Genomic DNA, 14331 nt, shown 5'->3' with positions numbered 1-14331 from the left:
TTTTGAAAGAACTTCTCGCACAAAAACCAAGGGCCTAACTTTCCACCGCTGATCTACGAGCAGAAGGGTTGAAACGACCCTCACCACACGGCTCACTTGGCCCTCCAGCCCACTTTTTGCAGTCTTTTCCATCGCTCCCTTAGGTCAGCCACATCGGGATCCATCGATCTGGCTTTCAGTAAGGCGAGCTCTTCCTTCCTCTGGCGACCTTTGATCACTTCGATGGGGCGGTCGAGATCGCTCTTGTCAGTCGCCCATCAAGATCTTGCCTTCGCCGTACGTCTCTGGCGGGTCAGGGATTTGCTGTTCCTCTGGGTTTTGTGGGATGGCTTCTTCCATGCCCAAATCGATCTCAACGAAAAGAAGAGACAAAACACCAATCAGTAATGCAGCCACTGCCAGTAGAGACCAGTGGCGTCGGTCCATCATTGAATCAATAACAATCAGTACCAATGCTCTACTAGATCACAGCGCCTTGTTGAATGAAAGCTTTGGAGTTAGCAGCTTTTTTTATCCAGATCAAACGGATAGTCATTCATTCAAGTCTTAGAAGGATAAAAAAAGGGTTTCTCCAAGGCAACCACAACTCCGTTGGCATTGGACGATTCGCCTCAACCAAATCCAAAAACACTGGCATCAAGATGCAGTGACTATTCCATCTCAACTGGATAAAGACAAGCTGGTTAGCAATATGGACTGACTGAATTCACCAGCAGGTCAACTCTTCAGAGGCCATCGAATCGAACATTTAGGTTCACCCTTTCAGGCCCTAAGGCAGTAGCTTGCGTCACCAAAACTGCTGTCTTTTGGCTTGCTGTTCCATCAACTGACACGCCAGTGGGTGGTGCCCAGGTCGCGGAAAACCCCCAGGGTCCAATCGTGGTTCGGATTGGTTGCTCGCTATAACCAGCCTTCGTCAAAGCGCTTTTGACAATCGGAAAGAGTGTTTCAGCTGTGCCATTGAGCTGACCATTGAGCCCAGTTTGACCAATTGCATTTGCCATAAATAGAGGAGCCAACTTCCCTCTCACCTCCTTGGGAAGCGTGTTCAGAAGTACCGATGGCTTTTCCGCCAATGCAGCTGGCGAAAGAGTGGTGAACAAAAACACAGCCGCGACCAAGAATCTGCGCATCAGTTGGGGGTATTTCTGTCTCAGTTGTAGCCAAAACATGCGATCTGCCCATGGCCCATGGCAACAACAAGGTTGAGGATCAACTGCTCATCGATGACCAAGGCAAAGCACCCAGCCACCATGACGATCTGACCACTGCATGAAAAACCGTCGCGATGACGAGTAAGCAGGGCCGCTTGAATTCAGCGCTAAGAACCCGGACCAGAAAAAAGAGACAATGCGCCGGTCTTAGGCATGCCCCATGCCAGTGCAAGCATGCTGATCAGCAACAACTTGAATTGAGCCCCCTGCGACCATCGCCACTGATTGGCTCATGCTTGCCACATCAAAGAGATCACCTAGATGTTGATTTGATGCGCAAGCAGGCAAGACAATAAAAAAGGCCCATTAGGGCCAGGGACAAACCTTGTGGTTCTCACAGAGCTCGATGAGGTTTGGCGACTGCAAGACCGCGCAGTCCGAAAAAGGCAAGGACGGAGCTGATGCCGGTGAGAAGTACAAGGGTCGAGACCAAAGTGGGGGTCAGTTCATAGCAACTACCCCAAAAGCTGATACCCATGTCAGTTACAGCAAGACTTTTAGTTCATAGCAACAACTCAGCCAATCGCCAATAGGGCCAGGTTGATCGTTGCTGATCAGGTCAATGGCAGTGAATGGCGCCAACGAACAATTAAGCAAAAAGACTTACTTTTACAGGCGGTGTAAAACGACAGAGCCACCTCAGCACACCTCAATCGCGTGGTTCATAGCAGCTACGAGATTGTCAATCAAAGAACAAACAAAATCCAACATTTGCGAAGCATCCATCCTGACTGAAGCCGCTAAACCCTGGCCTTAAAGGGATTGGACGCCATGGATCGTTCAGACAGCCTCGCCAAGATTGCAGTTCAGGCCACTTCAGCAATACACCACTGCAGGAAAAAAAGATCACTCCAGCAACACACGCTGCGCGACCCACAAACAAGAACCAAGACCGATATCGCCCGTCAGCGAATGTTCTGATGCCTTAGTTGGTGGACAGAATCAAGTCATACCAGTGGGTTTGCCAGCATATAAAAAAGACCCTTGGTTGCTTTGCATTCACAGCAAGGGTCTTAGCGTTCTCTTGTGAGGTGGGGTTAGCTCGCAGTACGGGCTAGCTCCTTAGCCTTGTCTGACAGAGCTCCCTCAAGAGTCAACCTTGCGATCTGAATTTCAAGACGTTCAAGGGCGCTGAGGTATGCAGCCTTGGTTTGCTCGAGGTCTGCAACACGTGCAGCCTTCTGAGCGTCGTGATGAGCCTTGTACTCACCATCACTCATTGCATAGAAGGTGGGTTTTACAGAGGCACTGGAGGAAGCGAAATAACTGTCGAGGACCTCGCCTTTGTCCTGATAGTCAGCAATGCGGTTGTCTAAGGAGGTCATTGGAGGGAGAGAAAAATCGTTCCTTACCGGTCTGCATTTAAAGGGCCATCCAGGAGGCAATGGGTACGGTTTCCGCGAATAAAACTCGATAGGCAGATACTTGCTGTCTGCCAACGTCACCCAGAACACCTTGACTTGTGCCTGGTTTAACTGCAGCTGTTGTTCCCCTGCTCTGCGGCGATGCGGTTCTTGAACCACTTCTGCTCAGTTGTGCGCGTCGCTGCTTGTGTACACCTCTTGCCATGAGAGCCGATCAACTAGGCAAGGGATCTTCTTAGTCAGAGCTCATCCCAACTCAAGCAGGTTGGAGGGTTCTAAAGAGCAGGGATTCATACACAGCTATCGCCAACAAGATCAAGACGATTCCGCTCACCAGTACTTTGCCGTTCATCGATGTCGTGGAGACAAGCACTTCCCTTTCTACTTTCTGCGCAAGTGCTGTGCTAATCGAGTTTTGCAAGAACCTGCCACCCTTGCGCTGAGAATGCTGGCCTGGCCATCTCAACCCAACAACTGGGCAAGGCTTTCGCTCTGCACCAATTGAAAATGAGGCAAAGAAGGGCAGCCCAAAGGATTGCACCGTTTAGGAATCATGCGTGCTCAAGTCGGGCCAAGGTCCCCATTGGCAAACCTGGCGATTCCTTCCAAGCTGACCCCGCCAACCAGCACAAATTCATAAACAGCGATCCCCAGAAGGGATAGGACGATGGCCAGAACCACAACTTTGCCGTTCATCGATGCGCCACTTGAAAGCATGAAGGATTGATCAAAACTCAACCTGGTTGGAGAAATCTGACGATCAAAGGTTCACATAGAGCGACACCAGTCAGTAGCAGGGCGATTGCCAGAAAAAGAGCTTTGCCACTCATCTATGGCATTGGGGCTTGTCGTCCCTTTCTACTTTCACCTCAAGTGTTGTGCAGCATTGATCGATCCATGCACTCATCACCACTGGGGTGGCGCAGCGCTCCAAAACCCTCGTTGATGCCTTGTTTGCATCGCTCCATGAGCTCCATGGCGCCTTCGATGCAATCGTCAAGCCTCCTTGCCTTGAGCAGCAACAGAGGCTGATGAGGCCATCAATCAAGCGTGCTGCACGCCTCGAGGCTTCCTTCTAGTGCAACTGATCAACGCCTCCTTTCAACTCGAAGTTCTCAACGCTCTTCTGATCAACATCGATCTACGGCCTGGCTGAAGAGGCAACAACAGAGCCACTCAACACATCTCCTGACAGGCATCCAAGCGGATCGGCAAGGGACTGACGAACCAAGCGCTAGCCACCGATGAGATATATCAAGTTTTCTTGATGGATTGCTAACTTTTCCTCGTTTCACCTACCTGAACGGACTTCGCAGCGTTGTTACTGCTTCTATCGCTGGTTCACTCTTGGCCGCTGGCGGTTTTTGGGCTGTAGAAGACCTCCTGGCAAACGGAGCAGAGGCAGGCATGATCATTCTCACCAATAGCTACACCGCAGCCACGAGATGCAACTGATCAACCGCCCCTCAGGGGGCTTTTTTGCCCTGATACGCGTAGACCAGCTTCGTCTAGACGTATAAGCCAAGTAAACCAATGATCATCGAGAAGGATCTTTAAGCCTGAGGGGCTAAGCCCAGGCGAGGCCTGGATAGAACCTGCCGTTCATCTTGAACAAACGTTAATGCTGGTTGTACTTGTATTCATCGATACTCAAGATGGAACCAGCTGTTTTGACAACGGTGGTTTTTTCGCAAGCGATCCAAACCAAACCTCTCACTTATACGTCGCCTGCGGCACGTGAACGTGAAATTTACTTCTCATCTGCAAGGAATTTGGCCAACGCTCAGTTTCAACTTGCTGATGCTGAGCTGACGCAGAGGTTATGGCAGGACGTGAGCGATCGCGATCTTGATGTGGATCGGGTGCTCAACTTGATGTATGGATGCTGGTTCCACGACGATGCGGAAGCGATGATCGATGCAGACGAGGCTTTTCTCCAGAGCGGGCGTGCGGAAACTTGAGGCCATGGTGGACGCCCTATAGAACGCCATGCCAAATCGTTGACGGTCAACCGCCCCTTCGGGGGCTTTTTTTTGCCTTATCCGCACCGGCCGTTTTCATCTCGACGGATAGGCCGGATAACCCTCGCCTACAGGCATTACCTGTGAATGCCACCAGCGCCGTTCTTCTTTTGGCAGCCGGTAGCTGAAGTCTGTTTTGACGTCATGCCATTGATTGCCCGCACGATCAACACCGATGACTGAGTAGCTCGGAGACGTACGTGTGGCGATGTCTTCGACATAGCGCAGACCAAAACGATTCCAGGAAGGCTCCTTGCCCTTCCAGCAGCTGAGCCAGCCAAAGAATTCGTGTCAGGTCGGTGTGTGCCTGAACGCTGAAGCAAAGGTCAATGGAGAGCAGCCTAGATCTGATGGCTGCGGGTAGAGCTGTGTATGGAAGCCTGTTTTTTTGAACACCCAATAAGCTTGCGATTGCGATTTAAATTCAGATGAGTCTTGTGAATTCAATCAAGAAAAACCTGACCTTTGGTAACGGTAAATACATCTTTGATGGCTCAATATCTTGAGGCCAAGACATCAACCCTTCCAGGTAGTTTCCCTGTAATTTCTAATACAGCCTTGATGAATCTTTATGTGTATGTTTTGAAAGTCATCTATATGGAGCAAGTTCATGCCCATCAGTGATTTCTTAAAAGAGACCATTAATGATTGCATGACCAATAAGGCAGAATCATTGAATGGCAGGATTGCAATGGTTGGCATATTAGCTCTTATGGTTACGTACCTTGCAACGGGAGACATTATCCCAGGTGTTTTTTAGTCTGGCGATTCTCCAATTGATGGGGAGCGATTAACTGGGAGTCATTCTTAGATTAAAACTTATATAAAACTCTAATGAATGGGCTCCCGATTTTCCTTAAATGAATCATTTTCTGATTAATATTTGAAGGTTATTGATCTCTCTTCTGTAGACCTGCAGTAACATGATTCCCTCAGTTATGCAGTAGAGGCCTCTGTTGAATTTAATCATCTAGCTTGGTCACACAATGCATGTATTTGCCTTCATGATGCTCAGACGGCTCAAGCCTTTGCGGGCAATAGTGGTTGCTGTGTCTTGATTCTTTCAAAGGCTTTTATTCTTTCTTATGATCTCATCAGCCATTTCAAATGGCAGCCTTTAGGGCGTTGATGGTGTTAGATAGCAAGCAGCATCTCCATCTGAAATTTTCAGGAGTAGTTTTTGCATGACAGGGTCAACTAAATTAAGCTTTGATTCGTTCAAAGTGAATCAATTGATGCAGACAGAAAAGCGCCTTTTGGCCTAAATAGAGTTAGACGAGAAGACTTTCCATGACTGAAATGTTAAATTTTGATCTGCGGCAGAAAGCTCTGAAACTCCTCAGCAGAAAAAGAGCTTTGAAAAATGAGCTCAAGCTTTACCTTGTTTTCAATCAATTGCTTATCTGGGTTTGGGTGTTTACTAAAATTACCTTTTTTTGGCCCATTTGGTCTATTTTGGCTGGAGGTATTTATCTTCTTTCTAAGTCACATAAACTCTCTCGTATACAGAAGCAGCTTATCCATGCAAAAGCGAGGCAGCGTATGGGTGCCTCGACTCTGCTAAAAGACGAACACATTTCGAAACTTGTTGAAGCATCGTGAATCTTGGCGCTTCATCTTCGTAATGGAGGAGATCGACAGAAAACTTGCAGAACCTATCAAGGCAGCTGAGGGCTCGCCCTTTGCGGACCCGAAGAAGATGCTACCGAGACCATCAATCTCCAGACATTTCAGAGGCTAAATCTTGATTCAGTCAGAAGAATATTAGACTCGAAAAGATCCCATGATATTTTTTGCATTATTAAAGACCGAAACATTGAATATGGATAACAGTGGTTTTATTGATTGGTATTCGAACTAAAAAACTTGATTATAGATCAAGTGTATTTGAGTAGCCTTGCGATTTTAGTTAGACAAACAATGCCTCAAGTATCAATATGAAATAGATGTAGGCAATAGCAAGTGTCTGCAATGATGCTCATGATGAAAGGTTGATGTATGAAAAGGATTTCAATTGATGCTTGCCGCGAGTTTGTCTTATCTTGAATCATTTGGCAATTTATAAAGTCGGCCGTCTTAAACTAAGCCAATTGGTTTAATAGAGCTTTTATTCCTACATTTACTAGAAAGCAGCTAAGACCTGCTTCATTATTCTTAGCTTGTCTTGCTGCTTCATGGCTGCGTTTGGGCAAGTCAATTGATTGACGACCACTTCCTCACTAAACAGGTAATATCCCAATAAATTTTGGTTGCCATAGAAGTCAATGCAAGGATATTTTCCATTAGCCAATAGAGTCTATCTTTTGTAGTTGTAAGCACAGGTTAGTTGATTGTAAGTCTTCAAACCATGGCATAGTCAACTTTTGCGGCTGTATTGTGAGGTTTTATACAGCATTCTTTTATAGTTTTTCTTATCTTTATCAAGTCACATATTTTGAGCAAGACCATGACGATCGCTGATTTCATGAGCAACAAGGCAGAGACTTGGAACGGAAGAGTCGCAATGCTTGGCTTTTTAGTGGCCATCGGTACATATGTAGTAACAGGAGAAATTATTCCCGGTATTTTTTAGTGAACTTATAGGGAGCTTTCTTGAGCTATTTTTATATTCAAGTGGCTCCCTATTATTTAAACCAAAAGGCTCTTCATCTATTGCATTGGGGCGTGCAATCCCTTTCTACTTTCACCTCAAGTGCTGTGCAGCATTGATCGAACCCTGCACTCATCACCACTGGGGTGGCGCAGCGCTCCAAAACCCCTTGATGCCTTGTGTGCATCGCTCCATGAGCTCCATGGCGTCTTAGATGCAATCGTCAAGCCTCCTTGGCGTGAGCAGCAACAGAGGCTGATGAGGCCAGCAATCAAGCGTGCTGCAGCCTCGTCGCATCCTTCTACTGCAACTAATCAACGCCTACTTTCAACTCTCAGTTCTCAACGCTCTTCTGATCAACATCGATCTACGGCCTGGCTGAAGAGGCAACAACAGAGCAACTCAACACATCTCCTGGTAGGCATCCGAGCGGATCGGCAAGGGACTGACGAACCAAGCGCTAGCCACCGATGAGATATATCAAGATTTCTTGATGGATCGCTAACTGTTCCTCGTTTCACTTACGCGCTGCTCTAGTTATGGAACGCCTAACAGCGCTAAGGCTCATGATGACCATTCTCAAGAAGGGCTTTCTGCTTTCTTCACTGGTCGTTCTCGGTGTTGGCATCACGGCTTGCAGCACCTCAAGTTCATCCGCACGGCTCAGTGGAGCTGGTGCCACTTTCCCTGCAAAGATCTATACCCGTTGGTTCTCTGAGCTGGCCAAGGCTGGGGGGCCACAGGTCAACTATCAGGCTGTTGGCTCTGGATCTGGCCGCAAAGCCTTCATTGATCAGACCGTGAGCTTCGCGGCATCGGATGATCCGATGAAGCAAGAAGATATTGACAAGGTTCAGCGTGGCTTGGTGCAAATCCCCATGGTGGGAGGCACAATCGCCTTTGGCTACAACCGAGACTGCGATCTGAAGTTGACCCAACAGCAAGCGGTTGAAGTTGCTCTTGGCAGCATCACTGATTGGGATCAGCTCAATTGCCCTGCAGGCAAGATCACTTGGGTGCATCGCTCTGATGGCTCTGGCACCACCAAGGCTTTTACCAATTCCATGCAGGCCTTTTCTCAACAATGGACCCTGGGAACCGGGAAATCAGTGGAATGGCCAACAGGGGTGGGCGCTAAAGGGAATTCAGGTGTTGCTGGTGTGATTACAAATACACCTGGCGCGATCGGTTACGTGAATCAGTCATTCATCAAAGGAAAGGTCAAAGCTGCTGCACTTGAAAATCTCTCTGGCGAGTTCCTCAAGCCAACTGTGAATACAGGAGCTGCTGCCCTCAATGGCATCCAGTTAGACGCCAATCTCGCCGGTACCAATCCAAATCCCACAGCCAAAGGGGCTTATCCGATTGCCACTCTCACCTGGTTGTTGGCATACAAAACTGGTAATGGCAGCAACCTTGACGCACTCAAAACAACCTTTGACTACATGTTGAGTGATGAGGCTCAGGCGCAAGCTGATGGGTTGGGCTTCGTTCCCTTGCAAGGCAAAATTCTCGACAAAGCTCGTAGTGCGGTTGGCTTGATCAGCAAGTGACAATCGCACCGCCACATTTGCTTGATTCAAGTCGTGCCAGAACTTTAATGAAGGCACTTGCAGATCCTATTCGTCTGCAAGTGATCGAGGAGCTTGCCTCTGGTGAACGTTGTGTGTGTGATCTCATTAATGAGTTAAGTCTTGGCCAATCACGCCTTTCCTTTCATCTCAAGGTCTTAAAAGATGCTGGTTTGATTGTTGATCGGCAGAGTGGTCGTTGGGTTTATTACCGCTTAGAGCCAAAAGCCCTTGGTATCTTGCAGGATTGGCTTTCATCTTTAGCCGAGCAATGCCAGAAACCAACGATTGACTGCGAATAATGATGTTGTTGCTAGTGATGAGCCTGATCAGCAGACCAAAGCAAAAGCCCCAGCGGCTTGAGGATGCCACCGCAACACTGTTGAATTGACAAGAACAATCCAACAGCTTGCGGTGCTACAGGATCCCAATGGCCGATAAGTCAGCGAAATGGATCACAGCCCTGCGCGACGGGATCAGACGACAATGTGGCGATGGCTGGATGGTTCGCGGCATTGGTGACGGTCTCCTCCAGAGGGTTCAGCTGACTGTGCGCTTCGACGATGGCACCCGCACCAGCATCATCCTCGGTCCAAAGGCCAAGACCGATCCTGATTTCGTTCCATGGATCGCAACAAGCGCTGATTGGATCTTGAAAATTTCAACTGAGATCTCTGAGTTAATGAAAGATCAGAGCAAAGGATTGGCTGATGCCTACGAGTTGGTGAAACAAAGAAACGAGTCTGGAGCTGATGGTGAATTCGATTGGGAACGACTACTAAAAAAATTCAAATCACATAAAACAAGTAAAAGCAAAAATGGAGCTCGGGTTTGGAACCGTAACTACCGCACTCCCCTTGCCCGTACAGTCGTTATTCTCACAAGCCAGCCTGAACCCAGCTCCGGCTACACGCTCTTGAAAGCATTGATCGAACGTCATGGAGGAGAGCCCGGCTCCACAAGCAGAAGACTTCGCATTCAGTACGCAGCAGAATTCCTTCGCTTCGCGTTTAAACATGGCGCCAACAGGCGTTGGCTACCACCGGAAGATCTCAAGACGTTGATCGGCGAAAAAAGTGTCGATTTCACTCAGAACAACGTCAACACGGTGTAGGGGTGTAGGAAACCAAGCCGCTTCGCCACATTCCAGCTGACAGGCAACCCGTTAGTTCCCCTTCAGGTCTCGCCTTGATCAGCGCCTGCTTGAAGCTCTACCAGGCCCGTACTACCGCAAACAAAAGTTGATGCCCAAGCAAAGCTTGCCTCCGATCGCTGGCTACGAAGCCGAAATTCTTGCCCTCGTTCAACAAGCTAATCCCGCTGTGCTCACGCATAGCAATCTCAATCTGGAGCAGTTTCAGTCAGCCTTTGCCTGTGCTCTCCACATGCATCAGCCCACGATTCCAGCAGGTGCGAATGGAGAACTGATCTCGCATCTGCAATACATGCTGGAGCACAGCGAAGAAGGCGATAACCACAACGCCGAACCCTTTGCCCATTGCTACAAGCGCCTCGCAGACATCATTCCCCAACTGATTGAAGAGGGATGCAACCCTCGCATCATGCTGGATTACTCAGGCAACTTGCTCTGGGGTGTTGAGCAAATGGGCCGTGTCGACATTCTCGAGGCGCTTAAACGTCTGGCATGCGATCCCACGCTTCAACCCCATGTGGAATGGCTCGGCACCTTTTGGAGCCATGCCGTTGCACCCTCCACTCCAATTCCAGATCTGAAGCTACAAATCCTGGCCTGGCAGCATCAATTCGCTGCCATGTTTGGGCGGCAAGCATTGCAACGAGTGAAGGGTTTCTCGCCACCGGAAATGCACCTTCCCAACCATCCAGACACCCTCTATGAATTGGTGAAAGCCCTCAGAGATTGCGGATACCGTTGGCTCCTTGTTCAAGAAAACAGCGTTGAAAACTTCGATGGCTCATGCCTTCGCCATGCACAGAAATACGGCCCCAATCAACTTGTGGCTCGTAACTCCAGAGGGGAAACAGTCAGCATTGTGGCGTTGGTCAAAACCCAGGGCTCAGACACCAAATTGGTAGGACAGATGCAGCCCTATCACGAAGCATTAGGCCTGGGCAGACAATCACTGGCAGGTAAATCGATTCCATCATTGGTCTCTCAAATTGCCGACGGAGAAAATGGAGGCGTGATGATGAATGAGTTTCCAGCCGCCTTTATCCAAGCCCATCAAACCATTGCTTCCCAGGTTGATCCTGTAAGCACAGTTGCGCTCAACGGCACTGAATATCTGGAGTTACTGGAGGCCGTCGGTGTGAAATCCTCTGATTACCCGAAGATTCAGGCGATACAGCAACACAAGCTGTGGGATAACACTGACAACCCCATCAACCCTGAATCAATCGAAGCGGCCATCAGCGACCTCAAAGAAACAGACCCCTCCTTCTCGATGGACGGCGCATCCTGGACCAACAATCTCAGCTGGATCAAGGGCTATGAAAATGTTCTGGAACCGATCAACAGCCTCAGCGCAAAGTTTCACCAGCTGTTTGATCCCTTGGTGACAAAGGATCCAGCGATCACGCACACCCCGCAGTATCAAGAAGCTCTGCTCTACCTGCTACTGCTAGAAACCAGTTGCTTCCGCTATTGGGGTCAGGGCACCTGGACCAACTACGCCAATGAGATCCACCGGCGCGGAGAAGCCATGATCAACTCAGCAAACCAAGCACTGAGATAGGTGTTCGTCTAAACAACAAGGCAAAAGCAAAGCCTTCAACTTTGCAGTCAATCCCAAAGCGATCGCAACCATCAATAATCGGCATCGTGCCTAGTGGATTACAAAGTCCTGAACTCCTATTTAGGAGGCACAGGGAGGCACATCCCACAAATGCCAAACAAACGCCTGTAGAATCATTCCAACCGTTGGCCCCGTTCCGGGGCGCAGTCAGACTTAAGCCAGGCAACGGGGGCTTAAGCACTGCAGGAGCGTTCGATGAACATCCTCTCCATGATTCAGCGCAAAGCTCAAAAGCAAGCTGCCCTGTCTCATTCCCAGTTCCTGATGGCGAAAAGCTATCGAGGAATTGACTACACCTCAGCTCATCAATCCCCAGCGAAACTCGCTGTCCACGCACACACCAATCGAGGGGTTGACTACACCATTTAAATCACTTAAATCTCCTACAAATCACATCACATCTGCGGTTTTCCTCCAGGAAGCCGCTTTTTTATTTCCTATGCGCGCTCTCATCGTCTCAACCATCTGCCTCACTGGTTTATTGGCCGTCAGTTGCAGCAACAGGAAGGATCAGGCCAGTGCACCAATCACCTCTGATGTCTTGGTGTCTTCAACAGAATCATGGGATGGCGAGCGGGTCAGCTATCCGCAAGGCAAAGCTGAGATGACATTGATAAGAGCTGTTTTTCCGCCTGGCGCCAAAACCCCAGTTCATACTCACCCTCAACCTGGTGTCGTGTATGTCGAAAAAGGTTGGATCAAATGCACACTCTCAGAGTCTGGTAAGCGAAGGGAGTTCAGACGAGGTGAAGCATTTGTTGCCTCTACCGGAGACACCCAACACGCCTGTGAAAACATTGGCAATGAAGATGCCGTTGTGTTTGTTGCCTGGGCAGGGGTAGAAGGAGTGCCGCTCAAGCAATCTGTCAAAGCTGAATGAAGTCAGAACTGTTGGCAGTGTTGCGGCCAGCCCCTCTTGCACATCGCGCCTGCGCAGGTTTTTATATGGGCAATAAAAGAGCCCCCCAGCTAACAAGGGGGCGGATTTGTGCAAAAACCGACTGATCCCCATCACCCGGCCACGCAAAGAGAATAGTGGCTGTCAAGGGTGATAGTGATGGTCTTCACACTATATTTAGGTTTGAATGCATTTATATTGACTTTCTGACACCACCTGTAGCGGAAGCTTGTTTTTTTGATCATTTTTGCCTAAAAGTTGATTTCCCCATCACCCAGACCCATCGCTCACCTGCGAGGGTCTTTTTTATTGCTTGCCATAGAGCAGCCGCTGCCTTTGTGCCCCAAAATCTTTGCCCTGTTGGCGTGAACAGAGGTTGGAGATGATTGTCGATTGGATCGACAACAAGATCTTGAAAAAACCAATGTCCTTCTCGCCCACAACGCTGAGCACAGCCCAAGAACTCAACAACTATGCTCAAAACTGTGAATATCAAGTCGGTGTGACCTCCAAGTCTGCTGAGTGATTGACTAACGATCAAGCATCACCAACAAGGCCCCTAACCATCTTGCGCCAAGTTCTGCCTGGCTTACATCAAGCAAGACAACAGCTCAAAAAAAAAGAGAATGTTGATGGTTTTTTCAATCGCGAGTTTCAATCGGGCAAAACACAAGCCCCTCGCTTGCAGCACGGGAAAGAAATGGACATCCAATTGGTGCAGGAGACTGTCTGCTTGATGAAAGAAGCAATTGACGATCACCTGGATGATCAGGCGAGTGATTGAACTCTGTTGTATTAACGATGACAGCAAGACCGCCTGAGACCGCTTGAAACCACTTCGATAATCGAGGCTTTGGGCTTAGATAAGTAGCAATAAAGCCTCGGCTATCCGTACCAACGCAGGCCCCAAAGCCCCCACATTGGCGTTGTTTTTTTGTCATTGTCATGGAACGTCTTTTGGCAGGCACATTCAATGCCTCAATCAAAGCTCACCCTCTCATTCATCCTCTTCACATCACTCTGGATTGTTTGGTCCGCTTGGGATGCAGTGCAACCTGTTCTAAGTAGTGGTCAACTGGCTGCGCTATTCCCTTTACTGCCAGTAAGCGCACTTTTATTAGGCCTCTCGTTCTTCGATAACGAAGATGATGATGATCACAACGGTGGGACGCTTCAACCCATCTATGCCAAGGCTAGAGCTTAATCAGGTGGATTTTTACACGATCACACTCGGCGTTTTTATCGCGCTGTTTTGCCTCGCTGTATACAGGATTGCTGATCAGCCTGCCTAAGCAGCACGGATACAGGTGGCGACACAATTCCATTCTGATTCAGTGGTGTCATCCCAATTCTCTGGTTCGGCACTTAAGTACACCGTCTTCAAGAGGTTCACTGACTCATCAACGCTTGTTGCTTGAGGATCTCTTGCACGAGCCAATGCTGCCTTTTGCTCTTCAGTGAGTGTTACTGGAGAGTAGTTATCCACGAGTTTGAGTGTTGCTGCCATGGCGAAGAATTTTTGTTGGCTCTTAATAGCAACAAAAAAGCCTCTCAGCTAGGGGGCTAAATCTCAATTCAATGTGAACCAGCTCACACATCAAAGCCTGAACATCTGCCAGAGCGATGATCAGGGGCAGTTGGGTGAGCAGAAGGAGTGCTATCAAGCAGGAGCACTCAATCAAATCTCATCGGGGAGAGTGTTGCTGCGAACTTGGCATGCTTAGGCTCGAGCAAAACTTGCTGCATCGCCGCATTCGCGGCCATTGAACAGCTGACCCTAGATCCAACACATGCATCAACAGGGCTTCTACGTTAGTCTTATATTACGTTAATACATATCTAAGGCATTAAAAGTCTTCCATGAGCTAGCGCCTTTGGGCCTCCCGCCCTATGGGCCAA

At 48.7% G+C, this 14331-nt stretch carries 24 protein-coding genes; 14 read left to right on the top strand and 10 right to left on the bottom strand.

All coding sequences use genetic code 11. The features are described from left to right. Positions 1-92 precede the first annotated feature (92 nt). From SIB74_RS03790 to SIB74_RS03755, 8 genes are all read right to left on the bottom strand, one after another. A complete protein-coding gene (locus tag SIB74_RS03790; RefSeq protein ID WP_413681774.1) occupies positions 93-218 on the bottom strand; it encodes a hypothetical protein in 126 nt (41 codons plus the stop codon). A gap of 28 nt (positions 219-246) precedes the next feature. Next, a complete protein-coding gene (locus SIB74_RS03785) occupies positions 247-429 on the bottom strand; it encodes a hypothetical protein (protein WP_155724849.1) in 183 nt (60 codons plus the stop codon). A gap of 296 nt (positions 430-725) precedes the next feature. Beyond that, complete coding sequence (locus SIB74_RS03780) at positions 726-1133, bottom strand: hypothetical protein (protein ID WP_156486066.1); 408 nt, start codon at positions 1131-1133, stop codon at positions 726-728. Between the two features lie 415 nt (positions 1134-1548). Then, the gene (locus tag SIB74_RS03775) at positions 1549-1692 is read right to left on the bottom strand and encodes a hypothetical protein (protein ID WP_155724852.1); all 144 of its coding nucleotides are present in this window, start codon (positions 1690-1692) and stop codon (positions 1549-1551) included. Between the two features lie 559 nt (positions 1693-2251). Next, positions 2252-2539 carry a hypothetical protein gene (locus tag SIB74_RS03770; RefSeq protein ID WP_063395367.1) on the bottom strand — a complete coding sequence of 96 codons (288 nt, stop codon included), beginning with the start codon at positions 2537-2539 and terminating at the stop codon, positions 2252-2254. A 37-nt stretch (positions 2540-2576) separates the two neighbouring features. After that, entirely contained in the window at positions 2577-2783 is a 207-nt protein-coding gene (locus tag SIB74_RS03765) for a hypothetical protein (protein WP_155724853.1), read from the bottom strand. Positions 2784-2834: 51 nt separating this feature from the next. Further along, positions 2835-2999: a hypothetical protein gene (locus tag SIB74_RS03760; protein WP_231906010.1), complete on the bottom strand. Its 165-nt coding sequence runs from the start codon at positions 2997-2999 to the stop codon at positions 2835-2837. A 140-nt stretch (positions 3000-3139) separates the two neighbouring features. Beyond that, on the bottom strand, positions 3140-3274 hold the full coding sequence (locus SIB74_RS03755; RefSeq protein WP_255359797.1) for a hypothetical protein: 135 nt from the start codon (positions 3272-3274) through the stop codon (positions 3140-3142). A gap of 221 nt (positions 3275-3495) precedes the next feature. Between SIB74_RS03755 and SIB74_RS03750 the strand changes: the two genes are divergently transcribed. From SIB74_RS03750 to SIB74_RS03695, 12 genes are all read left to right on the top strand, one after another. After that, the gene (locus SIB74_RS03750) at positions 3496-3657 is read left to right on the top strand and encodes a hypothetical protein (protein ID WP_155727995.1); all 162 of its coding nucleotides are present in this window, start codon (positions 3496-3498) and stop codon (positions 3655-3657) included. Positions 3658-3850: 193 nt separating this feature from the next. Beyond that, complete coding sequence (locus tag SIB74_RS03745; RefSeq protein ID WP_011825786.1) at positions 3851-4033, top strand: hypothetical protein; 183 nt, start codon at positions 3851-3853, stop codon at positions 4031-4033. A 200-nt stretch (positions 4034-4233) separates the two neighbouring features. After that, the gene (locus SIB74_RS03740) at positions 4234-4539 is read left to right on the top strand and encodes a hypothetical protein (RefSeq protein ID WP_011130361.1); all 306 of its coding nucleotides are present in this window, start codon (positions 4234-4236) and stop codon (positions 4537-4539) included. A 1350-nt stretch (positions 4540-5889) separates the two neighbouring features. Beyond that, positions 5890-6201, top strand: a complete 312-nt coding sequence (locus SIB74_RS03735) for a 2TM domain-containing protein (protein WP_063395370.1) — start codon at positions 5890-5892, stop codon at positions 6199-6201. Positions 6202-7045: 844 nt separating this feature from the next. Then, positions 7046-7171, top strand: a complete 126-nt coding sequence (locus SIB74_RS03730) for a high light inducible protein (protein ID WP_011130364.1) — start codon at positions 7046-7048, stop codon at positions 7169-7171. 120 nt (positions 7172-7291) lie between these two features. Further along, complete coding sequence (locus tag SIB74_RS03725; RefSeq protein WP_063395372.1) at positions 7292-7663, top strand: hypothetical protein; 372 nt, start codon at positions 7292-7294, stop codon at positions 7661-7663. A 95-nt stretch (positions 7664-7758) separates the two neighbouring features. Next, complete coding sequence (gene pstS / locus SIB74_RS03720) at positions 7759-8742, top strand: phosphate ABC transporter substrate-binding protein PstS (protein WP_063395373.1); 984 nt, start codon at positions 7759-7761, stop codon at positions 8740-8742. A gap of 47 nt (positions 8743-8789) precedes the next feature. Then, on the top strand, positions 8790-9062 hold the full coding sequence (locus SIB74_RS03715; RefSeq protein ID WP_063395441.1) for an ArsR/SmtB family transcription factor: 273 nt from the start codon (positions 8790-8792) through the stop codon (positions 9060-9062). A 128-nt stretch (positions 9063-9190) separates the two neighbouring features. Beyond that, positions 9191-9874 (top strand): hypothetical protein, encoded by a 684-nt coding sequence (locus tag SIB74_RS03710; RefSeq protein ID WP_063395374.1) that lies wholly within the window; start codon positions 9191-9193, stop codon positions 9872-9874. A gap of 130 nt (positions 9875-10004) precedes the next feature. Beyond that, positions 10005-11474: a hypothetical protein gene (locus tag SIB74_RS03705; RefSeq protein WP_063395375.1), complete on the top strand. Its 1470-nt coding sequence runs from the start codon at positions 10005-10007 to the stop codon at positions 11472-11474. Between the two features lie 255 nt (positions 11475-11729). After that, positions 11730-11903, top strand: a complete 174-nt coding sequence (locus SIB74_RS03700) for a hypothetical protein (RefSeq protein ID WP_197463262.1) — start codon at positions 11730-11732, stop codon at positions 11901-11903. A 70-nt stretch (positions 11904-11973) separates the two neighbouring features. After that, entirely contained in the window at positions 11974-12414 is a 441-nt protein-coding gene (locus SIB74_RS03695) for a cupin domain-containing protein (protein WP_063395376.1), read from the top strand. Between the two features lie 324 nt (positions 12415-12738). Here the strand turns inward: SIB74_RS03695 and SIB74_RS03690 are convergent, their stop codons facing one another. Continuing rightward, on the bottom strand, positions 12739-12900 hold the full coding sequence (locus SIB74_RS03690; RefSeq protein ID WP_156486067.1) for a hypothetical protein: 162 nt from the start codon (positions 12898-12900) through the stop codon (positions 12739-12741). A 100-nt stretch (positions 12901-13000) separates the two neighbouring features. Between SIB74_RS03690 and SIB74_RS03685 the strand changes: the two genes are divergently transcribed. Both SIB74_RS03685 and SIB74_RS03680 read left to right on the top strand, forming a co-directional pair. Further along, positions 13001-13216 carry a hypothetical protein gene (locus SIB74_RS03685; protein WP_413681773.1) on the top strand — a complete coding sequence of 72 codons (216 nt, stop codon included), beginning with the start codon at positions 13001-13003 and terminating at the stop codon, positions 13214-13216. 189 nt (positions 13217-13405) lie between these two features. Beyond that, positions 13406-13636 (top strand): hypothetical protein, encoded by a 231-nt coding sequence (locus SIB74_RS03680; protein ID WP_155724601.1) that lies wholly within the window; start codon positions 13406-13408, stop codon positions 13634-13636. An 84-nt stretch (positions 13637-13720) separates the two neighbouring features. On the opposite strand, the gene SIB74_RS03675 is transcribed toward SIB74_RS03680, so the two are convergent. Continuing rightward, on the bottom strand, positions 13721-13939 hold the full coding sequence (locus SIB74_RS03675) for a hypothetical protein (RefSeq protein WP_063395379.1): 219 nt from the start codon (positions 13937-13939) through the stop codon (positions 13721-13723). Positions 13940-14331: the final 392 nt, after the last annotated feature.

This window comes from Prochlorococcus sp. MIT 1306, from assembly GCF_047304515.1.
GTDB lineage: Bacteria > Cyanobacteriota > Cyanobacteriia > PCC-6307 > Cyanobiaceae > Prochlorococcus > Prochlorococcus marinus_D.
This window is presented reverse-complemented; position numbering and strand designations above follow the sequence as displayed.